Here is an 18,633-nt window from a genome sequence, read left to right on the forward strand (position 1 = left end):
GCCAGACTGGCCCGCCGGCCTGAGATGACCCGTGCCTCGCGCATCAGATGCACAATGTGGCCCCCATCAGCACGGCGATTTTATCAAACAGACACCGAAGACCCCGATGATTTTCTGGTGTTTGACCCGCAGGGCGGCAGCGTTCACCCCAACGCAGACCTGCCGCCGCAGGCGCACCACAGAGCGCAAGACACCATCCGCATCCTGAACCTGCAGGGCGCAGGCTTACCCTACATGCGCAGCGCCGCTGCATACGGCTACCCGCAGCAATTGGAGCAGTAGGCGGAATACGCCAGCCAGTTCCCGGAAGCCGATTGGCGACCGCTTGTCAAACAAGAGCTGCAGCAGGAACTTGCCACCACAGCGCACCTGCATTTTTGCACCGCCATTCGCCACACACTGATGCGTGTGATTGCATAAGAAAAAAAACGGCTGATCCCACAACAACCTAACAGGCGCAGACCCCGCTGGACGACATTGGCACTACGAGTGGGCGCCGTACAAGGTGCGGCAGATGTTGGGTGCGGGGAGGTAGGTGCACTCACCCCCCCGGCACATCCTCGCGCAACACCCCATGCGTGTCGCACTGCTCGTCCAGGTCGCTGATGGCTTGGTCGGCCTGCTCGTCCGGGTAGATCAGGCGCACCACCAGAAACTCCTCGCCACTATCGTCCAGCACCTCGTGCCGGCGCGCGGCACCCAGCGCCTGCCAGACGAGCACGACGCTCATCGCGTCCGTGGTCGCGCTGATCATGGTGCTGTGCGATTCGCGCCCATCGCGCGTGAATCTAAAAACGGCTGACGACATTGGCATACAGGCAGGGGGGCGGGAGGGCAGGCCCAGGTCTTCCTCTGAGCGATGCCCAGGTGGCACCATGGTAGCAACTCCACGCTGGCCGTGTGTCCAACAATGCCTGCGCGAAAGGTAAGCCATTGTGTACTGCCCACGCCCCCAAAAAAGGGCCCGCTCAGCGGCGGGCCCAACTCGCGATGGTCACGAGGGAGAGAGACGCCGCAAACCTCGCGGCGCAACCATCGTAAAAGTGCTGCCCCACCCCCCAATGTAGGACTGCAGGCCAATGCGTGGAGGCCCCTGCCGGGCTAGCGCCCGCTCACCTGGCTTACAAATCGGCGCCCCGCTGGCCTGCTCGATACAGCCTGTGCATCTGCTTACCGGGCATGGGATTTTTCTGACCGGCGCATAGGACAAGGCCTACAAAAACGCCCCACTCCGGCGGCCAAGAATGGATCCACACACGGTCGTCGTGTGCAATGTTTTCACCTCAACAGGAGAACGTGTATGCCAAAGAACAACCCTCAAGGCAACAACCAGACCCAGGACGACAAGCACAACCCGCAGCGCAATCCCTCGGGCGAACGCCAGCAGGAGCAGAGCACGGGCAGCACGGGTAGCCGCCAGCAGGGCCAGAAAGGCCCACAGAACAACGAGGCCAGTCGCCAGCAGGGTGAGTCATCAACCCAGCGGTCTCAGAAAACCCAGCACTGATGGGTCCCGGCTTCTGCGGCCCGCACCAGTCCCGGCGCAGGAGGGCGTGATGGATCGCCGTCCTGGTGCACGGCGGCTTGCGGGCCGCAGTTTCGCCAACCACCGTGACCTCAACGGCACCGTTGATGGAATGCCGGACGAGATTTCGGCCGAGAGCGGTACGAGCAGGGCCAGGGCAGTGGCTACCGCAGCAACCATGACAGCGGCTATGGCTATGGCTACGGCGCGCGCAGCCCCGATATCGGTGGCTACGACCCGTACGAAGCAGAGCAACGCTTTCGTCAGCAGCAACAGTACGGTAGCGGCGGCCATTCCGGCGGCAGCTACGGCCAGGATGACCGTGCCCGCCTGAGCCGCCCCGACGCCTGGGCCCGCGAAGGCTATGGCGGCCTTGAGCGTGACCAGGGCGACGTCTACGCCAGCCAGCGGGGCCGCAGCTATGGCCATGGCTACGACGGCCGGCCGGCTGGACGCCCGCCAGGAAGGCTACGCTGGCAACTACGACCGCCAGCAGCAGGGCAACCCCCAGTACCGCAGCAGCCAGCGCGAGCACCATGACCCCGACTACTCTGCCTGGCGCCAGGAGCAACTGCGCCTGCTCGATGAGGACTACGACTAGTGGCGCAACGAGCGCTACCAGAAGTTCTCTGACGAGTTCAACACCTGGCGCACATCGCACAGCCGCAACGAGGGCCTGCTCGGCTCAAACCAGTCGGGCCAGGTCACGCAGGGCCATTCAGTCAAGAACCACAAGGTAGGCAGTACGGCGGCAAGTAATGCCAGCACTGCAGCATCCGGCAAGTCATCGCGGGATACGAGTTGATCGGCGATTGACTCAACTGCAGGTGATTTTTTCAGCCAGGGTACTACTGCAATCAGGGCCCGCCTGACCCGTTGGGACATGGAATGAATCGGCGTCGCCCGGTGGCCTGACGCATCGACTGGCCAGGCGTCGCCAGCACAACCCAAGACCCGCTTCGACATGCCAATCAAGTATGGCCGTCCGGCCGGCTGCCCGCACAGGCTCGATTAGGACCGTGCCGCTCGCTTATCCGGCGACGGCATGCGCACCCGTCCGACAGCGCCCGCACCATTCTGGGGCGAGCATGGCTTGGCAAACGTGCGCAGCACAGATAGCGCTGCATTTCCTTGAACGACACCCCTATGCCGGAGACAGCCATGACCACCCCGTCCAACCCCGCACACCGCCCTGCAGTCCCAGGCGAGCAACCGGCACCCACTAGCGGCAAGGAAAACAGCAAGGCCATGTGGTACGTGGTTGGCATGGTTGCCATCGCCGTCGCGGGGGTGATCGGCTTCAACGTGATGGGCCCCAAGGGCAACGCCGGCCGCATGGGCGAGAGCGCGCCCCCCGCGGCAACCTCGTCCTCCGGCAGCGCAACGGCGCCGGCCATGCCCACAGCCTCGTCGCCCGCCCAGGCCGGCAACCAGGGCCCCACCCAGGCAACACCCCAGTCGGCCGACACACCGGTGGATGCCAGCCGCGACACCATGGGTGCGCCCGCAGGCGCCACCCTGCCTTCCACCGACAAATCGGCACCGGCGCAGGCCAGCACCAGCGGCGCCGTCCCGATGCAAGCCACTGCGCCCGCCAGCGACGTCCCGGCGTCGCCTGCATCGCGCTGATCGGCCCCGCCATGCCCACCTCTGCGAACACCACCACCATGCCGTTCCACTTCCCCTCTTTGCTGCAGCAATTGCTTGGCGCCACCCATCCCCATCCCATGGGGCCGGTGGACCCCATGCCCGAGCCCCAGCCCGGCAACCCCCTGCCACCCGAGCCCGTGGGGCCGCATCCCACGCCAGCGCCGATGTAGGTGGGGTGGCACAGGTGGTGGCAATTGTTTGATTGATCAAACGCGGGGTCTGTGGCTACGATTGCTTGATGATCCGGAGCACCCCATGCGATTAGTGCTTGCCTACCCCGAGGATGCAGACAGCCCAGAGAAGGCCGCCATGGCAGAGCGCGCCGCGCTCGAAGTCTGCCTTGCCGCTGGCGTGCACCCCTACATGGCCTGGCACGACTATTCGCTGGTCCACTCCGGGCTGAACCTGCCCTCCACGGCCTTCGCCACGGCAGAGATCGCAGGCGCCTTTGTCTGGATCGAGGCCATCGCCGCCGCGCAGGAGTTTCTGAACCCACCCCGCGGCGCCAAGGTCGAGATCGACGTGCTCTTCGAGCCTGATGACGAAATGCCCCCTGTGCAGTTCGACCCCGGCCGCGCCGTGCTGCGCGACTATCTGTACCTGCAGATGTGCCTGGCGCCCCGGCCGGCGATCAACGCGCTTGCGGACCCGGATGACCCGCCCACCGGGCCGGCGCCGCTCAGTTCCTGGCCGGAGCTGAGTCTGGAGAACGGGTAGCAGCGGGGGCAGCGGGGTTGTGCCGCTGCTGGCTAGCGGCGGATCTGGCTTCACTGCATGCTTTGGCGGAGGGTCGGAGTGCCTTGCTGGCAGCATGCTGTGGTGGAGGGCGGAGGCCGGGTCTCGGCCCGGCGGGCGAAACGTGGTGCTGCGGCTTGGTGTCTGTGGTTGCTTTTGTTCTTTTGCCGAGGGCGGAGGCCGGGGTGTGCGCCCGGCAGCGCAGTAACTTTCTCTTGCGTCGCCAAGAGAAAGTCACCAAAGAGAAGGCGACCCCGCTGCCCGTGTCCCCACTCGCCCGTTGGGCGAGTGGGGCAGCCTGCGATGCTCGGTCCTGGGGTGACGCCGAAGAACTCCCTGCGCTGCCTCTGCGAGGCAGCTCCGGTCAGACAGCTTCGGCGAGCCAGACAACGATGCGCGTGTCCTTCGGCACGCGCTCACCCCAGGCCCTGCGCTTCTCGGCACGGTCAGAAGGGGGTGGGAGCGGGCTCCATACGGGCCATTGCTTCGCTCGGCCTGGGCAGAGCGATCGCGCCAGTCTCGTCGGCAGCGCCCATCACCGACACACGGCGCAGCTGCGAAGCAGCAGCCGTGTGGTACCCGCTCCCCACCCCTGCTGGCTGCGCCGAGAAGCGCAGGAGCTGGGGTGGGTGCGTGTGCCGCAGGACACACGCACTTCGTGATCTGGCTTGCCGCAGCTGTTTGAGCGGAGTTCGAAGAACGCAGCGAGTTCTGCGGCACCACCCCAGGACCGAGCATCGCAGGCTGCCCCCATTCGCCCGACAGGGGGAATGGGGGACGCAGACTGGGGGTCGCCTTCTCTTTGGTGACTTTCTCTTGGCGACGCAAGAGAAAGTTACTGCGCCGCCGGGCGCATACCCCGGCCTCCGCCCTCGGCAAAAGAACAGAAGCAACCACAGACACCAAGCACGCAACAAAACCAAGACCTGCCGCAACAACGAAACGAAGAACACCGCACATCAGCTAACATCCCACCCGCGGTGCAAGCCGCCCCCGGGCCCGCGGGAAGGGTAGAACCCACTTGCACGGAGGACACCAGCGCCACGCCGCTGCCTCCACCACACGCCTGTCCACCGCCTTTTGTGCAGCCGGATCTGCGGGCCATCGGCACCAGATGCACGGAGGTTTCTTCATGACGACGACGCCCTACAAGCGCCTTCCCGCCCGGCCCGACATCGGCCACCTCAAGAAACAGGCCAAGGATCTCCTGGCCTTGTACCGCAGCAACGACGCTGCCGCCTTGCAGCGCTTTCGCACCGCCCTGCCCGCCGCTGCAGGCAAGAGCGACACCACCCTCGCCGCCCAGGGCCTGCGCCTGCACGATGCTCAGTCGTGCATCGCACGCGAATACGGCTTTGCCTCCTGGGCCGACCTGCAGGGCTTTGTCGTCGCGCGCCGGGCCCAGGCCGATGACCCGGGCAAGGCCCTGCTCCACTGGCTGGGCCTGGCCTATGCGGGCGATATCTGCGGCGGCATGAACCGCGCGCGGCCCGCCGTGGCCCTGCGCCTGCTCGAAGACCACCCCGCCCTGCTCGGCAACAGCGACCCCTGCCTGGCCTGCGCCACCGGCGACGAAGCCGTGCTGCGCCAGGCCACCGCGCAGGACCCCGGCTGGGTGCACCGTGCGGGTGGGCCGCTGCAGTTGCCGCCACTGGTGGCGGTCGCGCATTCCGGCCTGCTGCAGCTGCCGAGCCACCGCGAGCGGCTGATCGCCTGCGCACGGCATCTGCTGGCGGCCGGTGCATCGCCCGACCAATCGGTGGGCAACCGCTGGCCCCCGGCCTCGCTGCAGGCACCTGCAGAGACCGAGCGCCTCTCGGCCCTGTACGGCGCTGCCGGCCGCAACCTCGACCCCGAGATGACGAAGCTGCTGCTCGATGCTGGCGCCCATCCTGACGACAACGAATCGCTCTACCACGCGCTCGACAACCCCGAGTGCACCCGGCTGCTGCTCGAAGCCGGAGCCCGCATCACCGGCACCAACGCCATGTACCGCGTGCTCGACCTCGACGACCTGGCCACCCTGCAGCTGCTGCTGGCGCACGGCGGCGATGCCAACGAAGCACCGCAGGGCCCGCCCACGTCGGACTGGGGCTCGCCGCTGCTGTGGGCCATTCGCCGGCGCCGCTCGCCCGCGCACATCGCAGCCCTGCTGGCCGCAGGCGCCAGGCCCGATGCGCGCATGCAGGACGGCACACCCGCCCACGCCATGGCCCTGCGCTACGGCCTGACCGAGGTGGCACAGCTGCTGCAGGCGGCCACGGCGGGAACCAGCGGCCACGCGCCACCCGACTCGGACGAGGCCTTCATCGCCGCCTGCGCACGCGGCGACGAAGCGGCGGCCCGCGCACTGCAGGCCGCACACCCTGGCACCATCGGCAGGCTCGGCCCTGCCCAGCTGCGGCTGCTGCCCGAGCTGGCGGCCCAGGGCTGCGGCGATGCGGTGCGCGCCATGGTCACCCTGGGCTGGCCCATCGAGGTGCGCGGTGGAGACTGGGATGCCTCGGCCCTGAACCAGGCCGTGTTCCGTGGAGATGCCGCCCTCGCCCGCTTCCTGCTGGCGCACGGCGCCGACTGGCAGGCCCTGCACGGCTATGGCGACAACGCCAGCGGCACCCTGTCCTGGGCCTCGCTCAACGAGCCCGTGCGCGGTGGCGACTGGGTCGGCTGCGCCCAGGCCCTGGTGGCCCACGGCATGCCCGGCGCGCGGCCCGATCCCGAGGGCCCGGACGACGGCGCCGTGCTGCTGGGCGGGCGGCGCAGCAGGTTCTCGGACGCGGTGGCGGACTACCTGCTGAGCCAGCCCGCCAGCGCGCAGGCTTAGCAACCGGTTGAGAGACAGGCTGGCACGCTGAGGGTGGCAGTGGAACCCACGCCGCGTCCGCCCACGAGTTGTCAGCAACTGTTCACCCTGTTTCAGGGTGCGACACGCCCTTGCTGTGTGCGGGCCTTGGGCGCGTTACCTGCGCTTGCATCCGGCCTGCGGGCCGCGCGGCGTGAACGGCCCCGTCCTACCGGGGGCGCGCCTGTGTCCCTACCGCGCCGCACGCCCGCCGGTTTCAACATGAAGGCATGGTGGCACCACGGCCACCGCGATCCTCAAAGGAGCTCCCCATGTCGACCACCCCAGTCTCCCGTTCGCACCGCAGCCTTGCGGCCCCGCTGATCGCTGTGTCCGTGCTGGCACTCACCGTATCGCAGCATGCCTACAGCCAGGGCGGCTTCGGCAGCGCCAGCCCTGCCACTCCGGCCATCTCGACCATTGGCAACCCCAGCACCGCGACCCCTAGCACGGCCACCCCTGGCAGTGCCTTGGGCAACACCTCCACCACGCCGGGCAGCAACAGCAACAGCAACAGCAGCATCGGCAACACCGCCGTTCCTGGCAATATTCCGAGCAGCATCCCGAGCAGCAGCAACATCGGCAACGCCACCACCAGCCCCTCCAGCATCCCCGGCAGCGTGCCCAGCAGCACCGCCACGCCCACGGCTGCCACCAGCAACCCGAGCAGCACCACCACCACGCCCAGTAGCAACAGCAGCATCGGCAACGCCAGCATTTCGGGCAACATCCCCAGTGGCATTCCGAGCAGCAGCATAGGCACACCGGGTACGGGCAGCACGGGCACGACAGCAGCCACGACAGGCAATCCGACAGGGAGCCCAGGCGCCACCGGTAACGGCACCCCGACGAGCGGCACCAGCACTGGTGCAGGCAGCGCCACTGGCACAGGCACCGGTATCGCCCCGGGTACCAGCGCGGGTGTCGGGCTCAGCGGTGCAGGCGCGGGCAGCGTGGCAGGTGCGCCTCCTGGCACGGGCTCGGCTGGCAGCACCAGCGCGGGCGCACCTGGCAGTGCGGCCGGCACCGCACCCGGTGCGGCCCCTGGCGCTGCAGCGGGTTCTGCAACGGGGAGCGGCGCAGGTGCCGCGAGCAGCGGGGCAGGCAGTACGGGCGGTAGCGCGGGCGTGGGTGCCGGTGCACCCGGAGCAGGCGCGGGGCCAGGTGCCGGTACGGGGGCCGGCCCCGGCGCGGGAGTTGGCGCCGGAGCCGGTTCAGCAGGCGCAGGCGCTGGCAGCGCAGGATCCGGCAGCGCAGGAACCGGCAGTGCCGGTGCCGGTGCCGGTGCCGGTGCTCGTTGATCGTTGATGGTTGATCGTCGATCGTTGATGGACAGCATCACGCTTGCATGCAGGGGTTGAACGGGCCAGTCCACGCACCAGGCCCCTACCCATGCATGCGTGCATGCCCGCGCGCAGAATGCCACGCCCTGCGCCGCGACCCCCCACACCAAAAGACCGACGGCCCCGTGCGGTCTGTGAGCACCTCCAGCGCGCGCCTGCCCAGCAACGACCAGTGGTTTGCAGCCACTGAGGCTGGGGCCGCAGGTGCAGGCACAAAAAACGCATTCAACCCGCATTTGTCATCTATATAGAGGACATACAAACGTGGCAAAAATCCCTAGCATTTGGTGGGTGCTGGGTGTGGCGCTGCCCATGGTGGTAGCCATGAAGCCATGCACAGCCCGTGCGGACTGCAGTCGCTCAACCGTGCCGGGTGCGACCGGATCTGCCTTGTGGGTTGCCTGGCTGGCCATCAGCCGGGCTGCCGCCTTTCCCTTCAATCAACCACCGAATCGAAGGTCTCACCGTGAACTCCACTACCGTCTCGTCCGCACTGGCCAACCCACTGGCATCCTTCAACAACCTGCACAAAAACGGCGACCGCGAATGCCTGCAGGGCCCCTCGCACTACGACGCATTGAGTGAGAGCCACCTCCAGGGCATTGCCCAGTACGAGGACCTGTACCTGCTCACCCAGAACCGCTCCGGCCATGACAGCGGAAAACTCTACGTGTTTCGCGTCTCGCCACCCCAGCAATGCATCTTCACCACCCATCTTGATGTCAGCCAGTCGGCTGCTGCGCTGGGGGGCAATGGCCAGGCATTCAACCATCCGGGGGGCGTTCAACTAGCGGGCAAGTACCTGTTTGTGCCAGTCCAGACGGAGGACTACAACAACACCCGCATACAGGTGTACAACGTGGAAGGCCTGACCAGCGACAACCCCTCGATCGCGTTGGTCAACAACAGCCTGATCGCCGACTGCGACGACCGCAAAATCGAATCCATCGGCGTCGCATTCGACGAAGCCAATGGCAACTACGTGATCGTCGGCCTCCAGGGCAGCGACCTGTACTTCTACCGCACTGCGGGCAGCGATCTTTCGGTGCCGGTCACGGGCGGCTACGCGTTCACCTGCAAGGTGCCCGAGCACAATGATGCGGGCCCGCAGACCATCAACCTGCTCTACGGTGGGGACGGTCAGTTGTACCTGGTCAACTTCGCGGTGCGGGAGAAGGCAGTGGTCCTCTTCACCGACTACGCCTACCTCTACCAGGTCACTTGGTCACAGGGCCTCGGAGATCCGGCCTCGGCCAGGCATTTCATCACGCATGGATCGAGCACCCCGGGAGTGAACCAGCCGCACTTCCGCTGGGGCTCCGGCATTCATGTCGACGAGATGGGCATTAACCTGCTGGTGACGCAGAGGGTCATGCAGGAGAAGTGCTACATCGACCGCTTCGAGCAAAAGACGGATGGCTCCGACGCCGATGGCGAGCCCGAGGGCACCGAAGCAGTCGAGTGAGATCGCCGCCCTTCTCTGGGATCCGGTCGCCCGGAAAAATGCCCGGGGGCGAATTCCAGTTCGAGGTGAGGGCGGCGTGGGGCAGTAGTTCGGGCGCGATACCTGACGAGGTTGTCGGGGCCGGCTCGCACCGTTGCAGGGGTTGGCGCCGGCTCATCTGGCACGGTTGCGCGCGGTGCGGCCCATACCCTCAGCAGCGGGCCAGCCGGGCCTTCAGCCAGTCGACAACAATGCGATGGTACGTCTCACGCCACTGGGCGCTTGACAGTTCATGGTCCGCCCCCAACAGCATGTGCCGCACCAGCGAGCGCGCGTTACCGAAGGCCCAGGCATAGCTTTCGGCCACCGGGCCCGGCACCACCGCGTCGCGCTCCGACTGCACCAGCAGCACGTCACCCCGAAACGCCTGGCATGCAGCCAGCGCCCGGTTGTTGTCGGGGGTATGCATCTTGCGCCGGTAGGCATCCACCTCGCGCCTGTCCAAGTCCTCCTTGGGCAGCATCCAGTCCGCATCGGGATAGATCGCGGGTGACCGCAGAACCAGCCAGTCGAACGGATACATCCCCGCCAACAGTGCCGCCATGTACCCGCCGTAGCTGAACCCCAGCACGCCCACGGCATCAGGCCGCTCCTGGGCGTGAAGCAATTGGTAGTCGCGCAGCGTCTGGCGCAGGGTGTCCTCACGGTTCACACGGGCGCGTTCGGCCGCAGGCCAGCTGGCATCGGGCAGGTTGCCGCGTCGGCAGTGCCAGCCCTGGGCAGACAGGTCCTGGTCGAGCAGGTCGAACTGGGCCTTGCCATGGTCGTCCCAGCCCGGCAGCACCAGCAAGGCTGGCCGGTGGATTCCGGCGGGCCGCAACAGCGGCCCGCCGGGCAACGGCACAGGCGCTGCAAGCTCGGCGCTGCCATGCGCAGGGGACAGCGAATCTGCGTGCGAGAAGGCCATGCCCCCATGGTGTCCGCGCCTGGGGGCGGCAGCCTGTCAGCGGCGCGCCCTTGCGCGCGTAAGACACGCCTGCAACGCGCGGCTAGGAGCGTGCGCGGCAGAAGGCATCGAAGCGAAACGTCCGAAAACCGAGGATCGCTGGGTAGTACCGACAAGCCCAGGGTGGACCCCTGGGCGCCGGAGGTGATACCCGGCGAGACCGGTTTGTCGGGCGTTGCAGCCGATGCTCCTTCTGCCGCGCACGCTCCTAGGTCAGGCTCGGGCACGGGTGCGGCTCACCGGGGCCCGCCGTTGAGCAGATCCACCAGGCTGTGGGGCGCCTGCGGCCCCAGGCAGGCTTGAAGCACGCCCCATGCCTCCTGCGCCTCGGCCGCACTGCGCGCAAACATCCGGCTCGTAGGCTGCCAGCGCCGCCTCCACATCGCCAGGGTGCGCGGCAAGCGACTGGGCCAATTCCGCGCAGCGTTCAGGCGACAATGGCCCAAGAGAGGAAGAACCACACCATGCCATCCATGAACAAGCGGCGCAAGTCCGCGGCACTGGCGGTACAAGCCGTCCTGGCGGGCCTACTGCTGGCTGCCGCAACAGCCCCGGCACAGGCGCAGAACGGCACTCCCCCTTCGCAAGCACAAGCCCAGTTGGAACAGCAGGCGCTGGACTCCGCCGCCATGGCGGCCCCCCTGCTCGACAAGATCGATGCGGGCGGGTCGGTCACCGATCAGGAGGTCAAGGACGCCCGCATCGGCCTGCTGGAGCCGATCATGCTGGTGAAGGCCGCCTACCGTCGGGAGACGGATGCGATCGAAGTGCGCTACGTGCAGGAGGTCATGGCCCTGAAGCCGCAGCTGATGCTGAGCACGGCTTACCTGGCCTCGCCGGCGCTGCGCAGCCAGACACGCAGCCAACTGGGCCCCTGGAAGCAGGCCATCGCCGCCTACAAGGTCCAGATGGAAGCGGCCAACGCCCGGGGGCTGCGGGGCATCAAGGCCACGGAGCCGCTGTTTCCGGCGTCCGTCTACCAGCCCATCGCCCGGGGCTTTGGGCGGGCCGTGCGGCTGAACGGCGATTTTGTGGCCAGCCTGGTGGCCAGTGAAGCCGCCGTCGTCACGGGTGTCGCCGCACTGCTCGACCTGCTGGATGCCACCAACCCGCAGGACTATGTGTTCGAGCAGGACCCTGCGCCCAGACTGCTCTTCAGGGACCAGGCCATCCTCAACCGGTACAACCAGCTACTGAACAGCGTGAAAAGCGCCAGCCAGGAAAGCGCCAAAGCCAAGGCCCGGCTGAGCCAGGCGCTGGTGACCCCGGATGCCCGGCCCGGCGCACAGTCCAGGCCCTGACGGCTGCATCCAAAGCCCTGCAGCGCAAGGGCGGCCAAAGCAGCGCAGAATGGCCCGATGCACCCCACCCGACTGCCCTGGCGCACCGCCGCCAAAGCCACCCTGCTCGTGCTGGCCGGCACCTTCGCCTGGCCCTTGCAGGCGGCCGCCGAGCAACTGGCCATCGGCTCCAAGCGCTTCACCGAAAGCTACATCCTCGGCGAGGTCATCACCCAGGCCGCGCGCCAGGGCGGCGCCACTGCGGAGCACCGCCAGGGCCTGGGCAACACCGCCGTGGTGGTCGAGGCGCTCAAGACCGGCTCCATCGACGTGTACCCCGAGTACCTGGGCACGGTGGAGCGCGAGATCCTCAAGCTGCCCACCGGGTCGTCCAGGGAGGCCATCGACCAGAAGCTGCGCGAGATGGGCCTGGCCCTGGGCGTGCCGCTGGGTTTTTCCAACGGCTATGCCCTGGCCGCCAGCGCCGAGGTGGCGCGCAAGCATGGCCTCAAAACCCTGGGCGACCTGCGGAGCGCACCCGACCTGCGCATCGCCATCTCGCAGGAATTTCTGGGCCGCGAAGACGGCTGGCCCGGCCTGGCCAGGCGCTACCAGTTGCCGCAACGCCCCACGTCCATCGACCACGGCCTGTCGTACCAGGCGCTGGCATCGCAGCGCATCGACCTGACCGACATCTACACCACCGACGCGCGCATCGCCGACCTGGGCCTGGTGACGCTGCAGGACGATGCCAACTACTTCCCGCGCTACGACGCGGTGCTGCTCTACCGCGCCGACCTGCCCACGCGCGCCCCGCAGGCCTGGCGCCGGATCGCCGCGCTCGAAGGCCGCATCGACGTAACGCGCATGATCGCCATGAACGCGCAGGCCGAACTGCACGGGCAGGCGTTCCCGGCCATTGCGGCCGACTTTCTCGCCGGCAAGGCCACGCCTGCCGCTGCGCCAACAAGTGCCTCCAGTGCCGCCAGCACAGCCGAGCCGCAGGCCCGCCCGTCGCTCTCCACCGCCATCTTCGGCGGCGACTTCTGGCGCCTCACGCGCGACCACCTGTGGCTGGTGGCCGTGTCCGTCGGCATCGCCGTGCTCATCGGCATCCCGCTGGGCACGCTGGCCGCCGCGCGGGCGTGGCTGGGCCAGGGCATCCTGGGTTTTGTCGGCCTGCTGCAGACCGTGCCCTCGCTGGCGCTGCTGGCCGCGCTGATCCCGCTGCTGGGCCGCATAGGCACCGTGCCGGCCATCGTGGCGCTCAGCCTGTATGCCCTGCTGCCCATCGTGCGCAACACCGCCGTGGGGCTGATGCAGGTGCCCAAGGGCACCCAGCAGGCCGCCGTGGCGCTGGGCATGACGCCCGCGCAAAGCTGGCGCCTGGTGCTGCTGCCGCTGGCCCTGCCCGTCATCATCGCGGGCGTAAAGACCGCCACCGTGATGACCGTTGGCACCGCCACCATCGCCGCCTTCATCGGCGCGGGCGGCTATGGCGAACGCATTGCGCAGGGGCTGGCGCTCAACGACGGCACCACCTTGCTGGCGGGTGCGATTCCCTCGGCCGGGCTGGCGGTGCTGATCCAGGTGGTGTTCGAGGTGGTCGAGCGCATGTTTCGGCAACCAGGTGCTGCGGCCAGTTGATGCAGCACAAGTAAAAACGCCTTGCGCGTGAAATGCGTCACACCGCGCCGCGCGCGCAGCAGCTGGCCGGTGCTTCAATGGCGGCTTCGCCACCGCACCGCCTGCATTGACTGCATTGCCCCCCGCATGACCACCTACACCAGCCACTGGCTCCAGACCGCCGCGGCCAGCAACAAGGCTCCGCTGCTGATCAAGATCACGCTGATACCGCACGGCTATGACGGCCATGCCTACTGGAAGCGCCAGGAGGCGCGCGCCTTGGACCGCGAGTTCAAGATGGTGGAGGACCTGCGCTGGGACCCCGATGGCGGCCCCCAGGCCGTGCTGCAGCGCCTGGTGGACCTGCGCCAGGCCCTTGCCAGCGACGGATGGCAGGAGATCGTCGTGCACGACAGCCTGACCCTCTTCCCCAAGGACCTGCTGGACCACCGCACCAAGACCGAGGACGAATGCCTGATGGACCTGGCGGCGCTGCACACCGAGTGCAGTGACCACGAGAGCGCCCTGGCCGCCCTGCACCGCTGCCGCCACAGCGAACAGGCCTGGTACTGGCACACGGCAGCCCGGCGCGCCCATGCCAACCGGGCGCGCGCCCACCCCGGCCCGCAGGCAGATGGCGACTGGGCTGCAGCCGTCGAACACGCAATGTTCATCATCCACCAGGCAGCAGACGCCAACGCCGCCCCGCCAGGCGCCATGTACAGCTTTGGCGACAGCTATCGGCACACGGCTTCGCAACTGGCCGCAGCCGCCCAGACCGTAGCGGAGTACCTGCTGTGCATTGCCGGCGACCCGGAGCAGGCGATGCAGGCCCTGCAAATCGCCGATGCCACGAACCATGGCACTGGCCAGCTGCAGCAACTGAAGGTGACGGCACTGCTACAGCTCAAGCACAGCACCGAGGCCTACGAAACGCACCTGAAGTGGCGCCTGCAGATGCCCGAGGTTCTCGAATCCCCCGGCTACCGGGCCTTCGTCGACCAGCAGCAGACCCAGGCGCGCAGCGCCGAAAGCCAGCGCGTGAGCCAGCTGCGCTTTGAAACCGCCCCGGGCAGCCCGGCCTCCGAAAGCGAACTCGAACAACTGCTGCGGCGCTTTCCCCAGCCATCGCACGCCTACCTGCAATGGATCACCCAGGCCGAGCGGCACCAGCTCACCGTGGTCGATGGCGACGGCAGCGAAACCTACGAACTGTTCAGCATCTGCGCCGCGCTGGACAAGCACGAAGAGCTGCTGGGCTGGCTCAGCCTGCACGACGACAGCTCGCCCGAGCTGGCCGAGGAGATCCGCAGCGCCATTGCCGACAGCGGCATCGACCCGCAGCACATGCTGCCCATCGTGGGCGCCGAGAACGCCTCGGACTGCTTTGTGCTGCGCATGGACGGTCCCGGCGCGGGCGGCATCTACTTCTGGGCGCACGACGAGTGCACCGTGTTCAGCCCCATCGTGGACAGCGCGGACCAGTTGTTCCCGTGGCTGCAGGCGCAGGCCAGGGCGGGCTCGACCTTCGTGCTCTGAGACGGGCCAGGCGCGGGCCGCCGCTCCTGGCGGAAGGCGCTTGGGCAGCTTTGCCCGCAAGCTTTTACCCCGGCAGCGCTTGAGCTTCGGGCCTGGGCACCTCGCGCAGCTTCAGCGATGCGCGGCCAAGGCCTGTGAGTTCCTGCACCACGGCCGGCTGGGCACCGCCAGGCTCGGGCAGCCAGGCCAGTACCATGCCGGCCGCCTTCAGCACCCGCAGTTTGTCGATGGCGTTTTCGCTGGCAAGCGTCAAGGGAAACGGCCCTGCGGCCATGTCGCGGAGCAATTCCATGGGCATTTCATGTCCTCCATACTTTCGAGAGCGGCTGAGCCGCTTTTCATGGACACTGATATGAGGACTGCCCGACACCATTCAAGCCCCTCCCCTATCCCGCTCAAGGCAGCAGGCAAGGTACTGGACTGCGCCTTCGCCCCATCTGCCTACCCGGCGTGCACAATGGCGAATGCGCCTTGCCGACTTCATCACGTCCAATATCGACTCCATCCTGACCGACTGGGTCGCTTTTGCAAGCCAGCAGTTGCCTGCGGCCCGCAACATGGACGAGGTCGAGCTGCTGGACCATGGCAAGACCCTGCTCGAAGAGATCGTCACCAACATGGCCCGCCCCGAGGGCGAAGCTGAGCGCAAGGCCAAATCCGAGGGCAACAGCCAGGAGGCGTCGGAATCCTCCAACGTCCCGTCGCGCAGCCATGCGCGCCAGCGCGAGCGCCAGGGTTTCGAGATCGGGCAGATGGTGGCAGAGTACCGAGCCCTGCGCGCCACCGTGCTGCGGCGCTGGCAGGCGGCAGCCCCGAGCTTCGAGGCCCAGGACCTGGACGACATGATGCGCTTCAACGAAGCGCTCGACCAAGCGCTGGCAGAGTCCGTGGACGTCTTCGTGCAGGAGGTCGGCCGGGCCCGGGACCTGTTCCTGGGCATGATGGGGCATGACCTGCGCGGCCCCTTGAGCACCATCGCCAGCTGCGCCGCCGTGGAGCTGCGCAAGTGGCCTGGCGATGTTCGCTACGCCCCCCTCACGCTGCGCAGCGTGGCGCAGATGAAGGCATTGCTCAACGATCTGATGGAGTTCACCACCTACCGCCTGGGCAAGGGCCTGAGCCTCACGCCCGTGCCGCTGCAGCTGGACCAGTTCGTGCGGCACACCCTCGACGAGATCAACGCCGTCTACGCCGAGCGCACCCTGGTGCTCGAAAGCCATGGCGACATGCATGGCCGATGGGACGGCCGGCGGCTGCACCAGGCCCTGTCCAACCTGGTGTTCAACGCTCTGAAATACGGCTTCCCCGGCCTGCCCGTCAGCACCGTGCTGGACGGGACCCGCCCCGACGAAGTGCTGCTGACCGTGCGCAACACGGGCAAGCCTATCGCGCCCCACATGCTGCCCCGCCTGTTCGACCCCCTGGTGCGGGAAGAGAGCGATGAGGACCGCGAGGCACGCAGCAGCATCGAAAGCAACAGCGGCAGCCAGGGCGCGCCCGCCGACCTGGTGGCCGGCGCCAACCTGGGGCTGGGCCTGTTCGTGGTGCGCGAGATCGCGTTGGCGCACGGCGGATCGGTAGAGGTTGTTGCCGACGGGGAGACGACCGAATTCCGGTTGCGTCTGCCGCGCGTGAGCCCCCCAACCGCCAACCCCTCACCGCAGCAGCCTGCCAAGGCCTGAGAGGCTGAGAGTCTTTCGTCCATGCCCGCCTTGCACGCCAAACCACCCCGGCTCGTCGAAAGCAAATGCTCGCCATAGCCCGAGCTATGGCTGCGCTTTGCGCCTAGGGCGTTGTGACGTGCCTTTCGGGCACGGCCAAAAAACTCTCAGCCTCTGACGGCCCCTGGGCAGCAGGGTGCGTCAGCAGGCCCGACGGGTCATGGCATTTCTGCGCGCTGAAGGGCTCACGACACACCCGCTGCGTCCAGCAACACGATGCGGCTACGCCCCGCGCCCTTGGCCTGGTAGAGCGCCTTGTCCGCCATGGCGATCATCTGCTGCGGCGTCAGGGCCTCGCCTTCGCCCAGGGCCGCTATGCCGGTGCTGATGCTAGGGCGTGTCATCATTCATTTCACCCCCGCGAAAGCCTGCAGCACGGTGCAGTGCAAGGCGCCCTGAGTGCCGTGTAGCACGGCTACACAAGCGAAGGGCAACGCCGCAATGCGCCGCGCTGCAGGCTTTCCCTGCGGGCTGGCCCCGGCATGCGGCGTCTGCTTTGTCGCTCGGCTTGCCAATAGCCCGCTATTGGCTGCGCCGCGCTTCGCGCATCCATCCGCATGCCGGGGCCAGCGCGGGGGCGAAATGAATGATGACACGCCCTAACCACCGCACCGGTGGAGCACTCGCGGTGGGCAATCGACAGGCGCGCCACGGCCGCATGCGCCGCAGCCGCAATGTGCATGGCGCCTACCGAATCGGTCTCGGGCAGCACCAGGGCGAACTCTTCGCCGCCATACCGTGCGGCCAGGTCCGAGGGACGCTTGCCATGGGCCTGCAGCACCCGGGCAATGGCCTTGAGGCATTCATCGCCCATCTGGTGCCCATAGGCATCGTTGTAGGCCTTGAAGTGGTCCACGTCCAGCAGCACCAACGCCAGCGGCCGCCGGTGGCGCTGGGCCAGGGCCAGGTGTTCCGCCAGGTGCATGTCGAACGCCCGGCGGTTGGCCAGCTCGGTCAGGCCGTCCTGCATGGACGAGCGCCACAGCGTCTCGTTGGCACTTTGCAGTGCGGTGGTCAGCGCCCGCAGCCGGGTGTAGTGCCGCGCGTTCTCGCCGAGCAGCACGATCAGCAGCACACCCGCAGACACCAGGCCATAGATGCGCCCCAGGTACCAGCCCAGGTCGTAGCGCCCGGCGTTCAGCACGGCCGCCAGGGCCAGGTCCAGCAGCCAGACGCACAAGGCCACCAGCAGCCAGATGTCCAGCAGCGAATGGGGCCGGCTCCACAGCAGAACCCCCAGCGCCCCGAAGCTCAGCAGCCAGATGCCGATGAGAAAGGCCTTGCCGACGGACGTGGTGTGGTTGTCGTCCATGAACACCGGCAGCCATTCATGCCCCGCGGTGGCAAATGCAGTGAACGCCGCCACCAGCGCCAACACCAGGGCAGCGGTGGCGGCTACAGCACGCAATGCCCGGCCACCGCTCGGGCGCGCAGGGCTGCGTGCCTCCCGCCGCCTGGCAAGCACATACGCCACCAGCCCCAGCGGAAAGCCCGCGTGCCACAGCATGTACATGGCCGATGAGGTCTGGGGCCCCGACCCCAGCAGGCCCGTGGGCGCGAACAGCCCCGGGAAGATGAGCGCATAGGCCGCAGTGGCTGTGGCGGTGAACAGATACACGCCGCCCAGCACCAGCAGCCCCGCAGACTTCAGGGCCCGGTAATGGCCCAACAGCAGCACCGCCGTGACCAGATCGAAGATCACCAGCGCGGTGACATAGATCGGAATGAAGGCGGGAAACGCCGCGAGCGGCACCTTGGCGTACGGCAGTGCCATCGCGCCAAGTGCCAGCGAAAGGACGACTGCGGTGCCCGCGACCACCTTCTCGCGGGTGCCCGCCGGTTCGCTGGCAAGAGGGGCTGTGGACAGCCCGGGAGACGCAGTGGCGTGCATGGGAAACCTTCTGCGTGATGTCCCGGGAATG

Annotated in this window: 18 protein-coding genes; 12 read left to right on the plus strand and 6 right to left on the minus strand. The window is 67.6% G+C overall.

The annotated features are described in order from the left end of the window. Positions 1 to 24 precede the first annotated feature (24 nt). Entirely contained in the window at positions 25 to 282 is a 258-nt protein-coding gene (locus QYL93_RS28500; RefSeq protein WP_305746834.1) for a hypothetical protein, read from the plus strand. A 259-nt stretch (positions 283 to 541) separates the two neighbouring features. On the opposite strand, the gene QYL93_RS28505 is transcribed toward QYL93_RS28500, so the two are convergent. Then, complete coding sequence (locus tag QYL93_RS28505; protein ID WP_305746835.1) at positions 542 to 754, minus strand: hypothetical protein; 213 nt, start codon at positions 752 to 754, stop codon at positions 542 to 544. Positions 755 to 1,300: 546 nt separating this feature from the next. On the opposite strand from QYL93_RS28505, the gene QYL93_RS28510 reads away from it, so the two are divergent. The 6 genes from QYL93_RS28510 (at position 1,301) to QYL93_RS28535 (ending at position 6,734) form a co-directional block, all read left to right on the plus strand. Further along, positions 1,301 to 1,507 carry a hypothetical protein gene (locus QYL93_RS28510; RefSeq protein ID WP_305746836.1) on the plus strand — a complete coding sequence of 69 codons (207 nt, stop codon included), beginning with the start codon at positions 1,301 to 1,303 and terminating at the stop codon, positions 1,505 to 1,507. 445 nt (positions 1,508 to 1,952) lie between these two features. Then, positions 1,953 to 2,126: a hypothetical protein gene (locus tag QYL93_RS28515; protein WP_305746837.1), complete on the plus strand. Its 174-nt coding sequence runs from the start codon at positions 1,953 to 1,955 to the stop codon at positions 2,124 to 2,126. Between the two features lie 560 nt (positions 2,127 to 2,686). Next, the gene (locus QYL93_RS28520; RefSeq protein WP_305746838.1) at positions 2,687 to 3,154 is read left to right on the plus strand and encodes a hypothetical protein; all 468 of its coding nucleotides are present in this window, start codon (positions 2,687 to 2,689) and stop codon (positions 3,152 to 3,154) included. Between the two features lie 11 nt (positions 3,155 to 3,165). Further along, entirely contained in the window at positions 3,166 to 3,345 is a 180-nt protein-coding gene (locus QYL93_RS28525) for a hypothetical protein (protein WP_305746839.1), read from the plus strand. A gap of 85 nt (positions 3,346 to 3,430) precedes the next feature. Next, on the plus strand, positions 3,431 to 3,892 hold the full coding sequence (locus QYL93_RS28530; protein WP_305746840.1) for a hypothetical protein: 462 nt from the start codon (positions 3,431 to 3,433) through the stop codon (positions 3,890 to 3,892). A 1,150-nt stretch (positions 3,893 to 5,042) separates the two neighbouring features. Next, complete coding sequence (locus QYL93_RS28535) at positions 5,043 to 6,734, plus strand: ankyrin repeat domain-containing protein (RefSeq protein ID WP_305746841.1); 1,692 nt, start codon at positions 5,043 to 5,045, stop codon at positions 6,732 to 6,734. Between the two features lie 382 nt (positions 6,735 to 7,116). Here the strand turns inward: QYL93_RS28535 and QYL93_RS28540 are convergent, their stop codons facing one another. Continuing rightward, positions 7,117 to 7,509 carry a hypothetical protein gene (locus QYL93_RS28540; protein ID WP_305746842.1) on the minus strand — a complete coding sequence of 131 codons (393 nt, stop codon included), beginning with the start codon at positions 7,507 to 7,509 and terminating at the stop codon, positions 7,117 to 7,119. A gap of 1,052 nt (positions 7,510 to 8,561) precedes the next feature. Between QYL93_RS28540 and QYL93_RS28545 the strand changes: the two genes are divergently transcribed. Beyond that, complete coding sequence (locus QYL93_RS28545) at positions 8,562 to 9,560, plus strand: hypothetical protein (RefSeq protein ID WP_305746843.1); 999 nt, start codon at positions 8,562 to 8,564, stop codon at positions 9,558 to 9,560. Between the two features lie 190 nt (positions 9,561 to 9,750). Here the strand turns inward: QYL93_RS28545 and QYL93_RS28550 are convergent, their stop codons facing one another. Beyond that, positions 9,751 to 10,506, minus strand: a complete 756-nt coding sequence (locus QYL93_RS28550) for an alpha/beta hydrolase (protein WP_305746844.1) — start codon at positions 10,504 to 10,506, stop codon at positions 9,751 to 9,753. Positions 10,507 to 11,009: 503 nt separating this feature from the next. On the opposite strand from QYL93_RS28550, the gene QYL93_RS28555 reads away from it, so the two are divergent. The 3 genes from QYL93_RS28555 (at position 11,010) to QYL93_RS28565 (ending at position 14,990) form a co-directional block, all read left to right on the plus strand. Beyond that, positions 11,010 to 11,846 (plus strand): hypothetical protein, encoded by an 837-nt coding sequence (locus tag QYL93_RS28555; RefSeq protein WP_305746845.1) that lies wholly within the window; start codon positions 11,010 to 11,012, stop codon positions 11,844 to 11,846. Between the two features lie 57 nt (positions 11,847 to 11,903). After that, on the plus strand, positions 11,904 to 13,472 hold the full coding sequence (locus QYL93_RS28560; protein ID WP_305746846.1) for a glycine betaine ABC transporter substrate-binding protein: 1,569 nt from the start codon (positions 11,904 to 11,906) through the stop codon (positions 13,470 to 13,472). A 126-nt stretch (positions 13,473 to 13,598) separates the two neighbouring features. Beyond that, a complete protein-coding gene (locus tag QYL93_RS28565; protein WP_305746847.1) occupies positions 13,599 to 14,990 on the plus strand; it encodes a hypothetical protein in 1,392 nt (463 codons plus the stop codon). Between the two features lie 64 nt (positions 14,991 to 15,054). On the opposite strand, the gene QYL93_RS28570 is transcribed toward QYL93_RS28565, so the two are convergent. Beyond that, on the minus strand, positions 15,055 to 15,282 hold the full coding sequence (locus tag QYL93_RS28570) for a hypothetical protein (protein WP_305746848.1): 228 nt from the start codon (positions 15,280 to 15,282) through the stop codon (positions 15,055 to 15,057). Positions 15,283 to 15,454: 172 nt separating this feature from the next. Here QYL93_RS28570 and QYL93_RS28575 point away from each other — a divergent pair, with 172 nt between their 5' ends. Next, positions 15,455 to 16,672: a sensor histidine kinase gene (locus tag QYL93_RS28575; RefSeq protein WP_305746849.1), complete on the plus strand. Its 1,218-nt coding sequence runs from the start codon at positions 15,455 to 15,457 to the stop codon at positions 16,670 to 16,672. Positions 16,673 to 16,896: 224 nt separating this feature from the next. Here the strand turns inward: QYL93_RS28575 and QYL93_RS28580 are convergent, their stop codons facing one another. Next, positions 16,897 to 17,055: a diguanylate cyclase domain-containing protein gene (locus tag QYL93_RS28580; protein ID WP_305746850.1), complete on the minus strand. Its 159-nt coding sequence runs from the start codon at positions 17,053 to 17,055 to the stop codon at positions 16,897 to 16,899. Positions 17,056 to 17,126: 71 nt separating this feature from the next. After that, the gene (locus QYL93_RS28585; protein WP_305746851.1) at positions 17,127 to 18,602 is read right to left on the minus strand and encodes a sensor domain-containing diguanylate cyclase; all 1,476 of its coding nucleotides are present in this window, start codon (positions 18,600 to 18,602) and stop codon (positions 17,127 to 17,129) included. Positions 18,603 to 18,633: the final 31 nt, after the last annotated feature.

Source organism: Acidovorax sp. A1169, assembly GCF_030704685.1.
GTDB lineage: Bacteria > Pseudomonadota > Gammaproteobacteria > Burkholderiales > Burkholderiaceae_C > Acidovorax.